The organism is uncultured Amnibacterium sp., assembly GCF_964245895.1.
In the GTDB taxonomy this organism is placed as follows: Bacteria; Actinomycetota; Actinomycetes; order Actinomycetales; family Microbacteriaceae; genus Amnibacterium.
Genome location: NZ_CAXTOQ010000230.1, coordinates 1 through 3,581 on the forward strand (window position 1 = coordinate 1; position 3,581 = coordinate 3,581).

The following is a 3,581-nucleotide window of genomic DNA, read 5'->3' on the forward strand; positions in this document are numbered from 1 at the left end:
CGTCAGGCGGGGGAGGGGCGCAGCGCGCGGCCGATCGCCCGCGCCGCCGCGCGCACGGCGGGCACGAGGCGGTCGCCGTCCGCACCGTCGGCGACCACCGAGACCGCGGCGACCACGCCTCGCCGGTCGTCGATGACGGGCGCGGCGACGGAGACCGACCCGGGCGTGAGGTGGTCCCGCAGCACGATCCAGCCCTGCCGCCGGGCGAGGGACGCGGCGGCGCGCAGCTGCGGCTCGGAGGTGATCGTCGCCGGCGTGAAGCGCTGCATCGGCTCGGCCAGCACCGCCTTCAGCACCTCCGGGTCCGCGTGCGCGAGCAGGACGACGCCGCCGCTCGTCGCGTGCACCGGCAGCCGCCCGCCCGTCCTGCCCTCGAGCCGCACCGCGTCCCGCGCGCTCAGCCGCTCGACGACCACGGCGTCGGTGCCGTCGAGCACCATCAGCTGCACGTTCTGATGCGTCACCTCGTACAGGTCCTCCAGGATCGGCAGCGCGAGCCGCCGGAGGCCCTGCGCGCGCGGCGCCAGCAGCCCCAGCTCCCAGAGGCGCAGCCCGACCCGGTAGCGACTCCCGGTCGTGCGCTCGAGCACCCGCTCCGCCTCCAGCTGCCCGACCAGCCGGTGCACCGTCGTCATCGGCAGGCCGGTCCGGTTCGCCAGCTGCGTCAGCGTCAGCCCGGCGTCCGGCGCGTCCGCGAATGCGCCGAGGATCGTCAGCGTGCGCCCGAACACGGTGCGCACGGCCGGCTGCTCGTCCACCGCGGGCCCCTCTCCTCCGAGGGCGTCAGTCTGGCGGAGGCGGAGGGGGTTCGATGAGCCCGTACACGGCTCCGTCCGCGCCCCGGACGTGCAGGAAGCGCACGCCGCCCGCCTCCGACGGCGCGGCGAGCGGCGCGACGCCCGCGTCGGCGAGGCGCCGCGCGGTGGCGTCGAGGTCGTCGACCTCGAACCCGAGCACGACGTCGCCGCTCGCGAACAGGTGCTCGGGCACGGGGTGCTCCGGGCCGCACCACTCGAGCAGGTCGCCGCGCGCAGTCCGCAGCACCAGGGCGTCCGGCGTCGCCGCGAGCACCTCCAGGCCGAGCGCGTCGCCCATCGCGCGCAGCCCGTCGAGGTCGCCCGCGGGCACCCGCCGGGCCATCCAGGTCAGTGCCCGAACCGTCATGCGACCTCCTCGTCCCAACGAACTGTAAACACTTTACAAACTGGTCCGCAAGGCTCTACCGTGCTCGCCATCGACTCGATGAGGAGCACCGGATGACGACACCGACCCCCGATCCGATCGTCGTGCTCGGCGGCGGACCCGCCGGCATGGCCTGCGCGCTCGCCCTGCGCACCGCCGGCCAGCCGGTGGTGATCCTCGAGCGGTACAGGGAGGCGCGGCCGGCCGGCAACATCCTGAACCTGTGGCCGCCGCCCCTGAAGGCGCTGCGCGAGATCGGCGTGGACATGACGGGGCTGGGCGCCCCGAACCACTCCACGTTCCAGAACCTGCGCGGCCACGTGCGGGCCGACGTGCGCATCCCGCAGCACGTCGTGGACGAGTTCGGCGGCGGCTTCATCGGCCTGCTGCGTCCGGACCTGTACCGGCGGATGCTCGCGGCGCTGCCGGAGGGGATGCTGCGGACCGGCCAGGAGGTGGTCGCCGTCGAGGACCGGGGCGACGCGGTGCGGCTGACGCTCGGCACGGGCGAGCAGATCACCACGCCGCTGCTGGTCGGCGCCGACGGCATCGACTCGATGGTGCGCCGCCACCTGTGGGGCGACTCCCCGAAGCGCGAGCACCGCCTGCACATCATCGGCGGCTACACCTTCGACCCCGTTCCGGAGGCGCGCTGGGGCGAGCTGCCGCTGATCCACGCCGCGACCGTGCAGGGCACGTACTCGTCGATCCGCAGCGACGGCCGGGAGGGGTACCAGTGGTGGGTGCTGGAGGCGTGGGACCCCGCGGCACCCGAGCCCGCTGACCTGCTCGCCCACGCCCGCCGGCTCGCCGCACCCTTCCCGGGCGCCCTGCCGGCGCTCGTCGCGGCGACGCCCGCCGACCAGGTGCAGCGGTGGCAGATCCGCGACCGCAAGCCGCTGAAGCGGTGGTCGAAGGGACGGATCACGCTCGCCGGCGACGCCGCGCACGCGACCTCGCCCTACGCCGCCTACGGCGCGGGCATGTCGATCAGCGACGGCTACTTCCTCGGGCAGCGCCTGGTCGGCGTCGGCCTGGCGGACACCGCCGCGGTCACCGCTGCGCTGGCGGCGTACGAGCGGCCCCGCATCCCGCACACCACCGCGCAGGTGCAGCAGGCGTACGTGCTGGGCCAGGTGTTCCACCACGCGCCCGCGCCGCTGCGCCCGGTGCGCGACCTGATCCTCGACCGCACCCCCCTGCTGCAGAAGCAGGTCGGCGAGCGCAGCCCCGGCGAGATCATCGCCCAGCTCGAGGAGATGGGCGGCGGCATCCGGCAGCCGGCCTGACCGCGGGCAGGATGGGGCGCATGGCTGCCCCGCACCACGTCGTCCGCCAGCCCAAGCAGGCCCGCAGCCGCGACGGGTGGGAGCGAGCCCTCGAGGTCGGCCTCGCGCTGATCGAGGAGGGCGGCGTCGAGGCGCTCACCGTCACGGAGGTCTGCCGCAGGAGCGGGATCAACGCCCCCTCCCTCTACGCGCGGGTGGACGGCAGGGCCGGGCTGTTCACCGCGGTGTGGGAGCGCGGGATGACGGACGTGCGGGCCACGGAGGAACGGGTGCTCGCCGGCCTGCCGCGCGCCGACGCGGACCCGGCCGAGCGGGCCGCGAGCGCGGCGAGCGCGATCGCCGAGGTGTTCGCCACGCACGTCCGCTTCCTGCGCGCGGTGATCGGCCGCTCCGAGTCCGACCCGGTGCTGCTCGAGCACGGCGCGGAGGAGTCGCGGCGGCTGCTCGCGGGCGTCGCCGCCGCGCTGCAGACCGACCCCGAGGTCGCCAGGGAGGCCGCCCAGACCCTGTACGCCGAGTGCGTGCTGCGCACCATCTACGGCGCGGACTTCTTCACCGGCGCCGCCGAATCCGACGACGCGTTCCGCGCCCGCCTGGCCCGGTCGGTCGCCGCGAGGATCGAGTCGGCCCCGCGCTGACGGGGCCGGGCTGCCGGACCTCCGGCGCGCACCGGAGGGGGAGCAGCGCGGGCCGGCGGCGACGGATCCGCTGCACCACCCGATGGCCGCGGCCCGGTCCGGGCGTTCTCGGCCCGCTCCGGGCGGGCCCGGACCGGGCCGAACCCGCCCGCGATGCACGGGACTACTCGGGAACGCCCACCCGGAACACGCGCAGCTGCAGCGCGAGGGTCGCGTAGTAGCCGACGAGCGTCGTCAGCTCGAACAGCTCCTGCTCGCCGACGGCGGGCGCGAGGCGGCTCCACTCGGCGTCGGTGAGGTCGCCGCGCAGCAGCGCCTGCACCACCTCCAGGCGGGCGCGCTCGGCGTCGTCGGCGCTGCTCGGCACCTCGCCGTCGCGCAGGGCCGCGAGGTCGTCCTCGGTCAGCCCGATGCTGCGGCCGACCGCCTCGTGGGCGTGCCGCTCGAACGCGCTGTCCCACGCGGCGGAGAC

Annotated in this window: 5 protein-coding genes; 2 read left to right on the forward strand and 3 right to left on the reverse strand. The window is 75.9% G+C overall.

All coding sequences use genetic code 11. The features are described 5' to 3' along the window. Positions 1-2: 2 nt before the first annotated feature. On the reverse strand, positions 3-758 hold the full coding sequence (locus tag ACFE60_RS18195) for an IclR family transcriptional regulator (RefSeq protein ID WP_375390261.1): 756 nt from the start codon (positions 756-758) through the stop codon (positions 3-5). Positions 759-783: 25 nt separating this feature from the next. Then, positions 784-1,164, reverse strand: coding sequence for a VOC family protein (locus tag ACFE60_RS18200; protein ID WP_375390262.1), 381 nt, complete (start codon positions 1,162-1,164; stop codon positions 784-786). 92 nt (positions 1,165-1,256) lie between these two features. Between ACFE60_RS18200 and ACFE60_RS18205 the strand changes: the two genes are divergently transcribed. Then, positions 1,257-2,471 (forward strand): FAD-dependent oxidoreductase, encoded by a 1,215-nt coding sequence (locus ACFE60_RS18205; protein ID WP_375390263.1) that lies wholly within the window; start codon positions 1,257-1,259, stop codon positions 2,469-2,471. A 20-nt stretch (positions 2,472-2,491) separates the two neighbouring features. Next, positions 2,492-3,109: a TetR/AcrR family transcriptional regulator gene (locus tag ACFE60_RS18210; protein ID WP_375390264.1), complete on the forward strand. Its 618-nt coding sequence runs from the start codon at positions 2,492-2,494 to the stop codon at positions 3,107-3,109. Positions 3,110-3,272: 163 nt separating this feature from the next. On the opposite strand, the gene ACFE60_RS18215 is transcribed toward ACFE60_RS18210, so the two are convergent. After that, the coding region (locus tag ACFE60_RS18215; RefSeq protein WP_375390265.1) for a carboxymuconolactone decarboxylase family protein at positions 3,273-3,581 on the reverse strand (309 nt) is incomplete at its 5' end.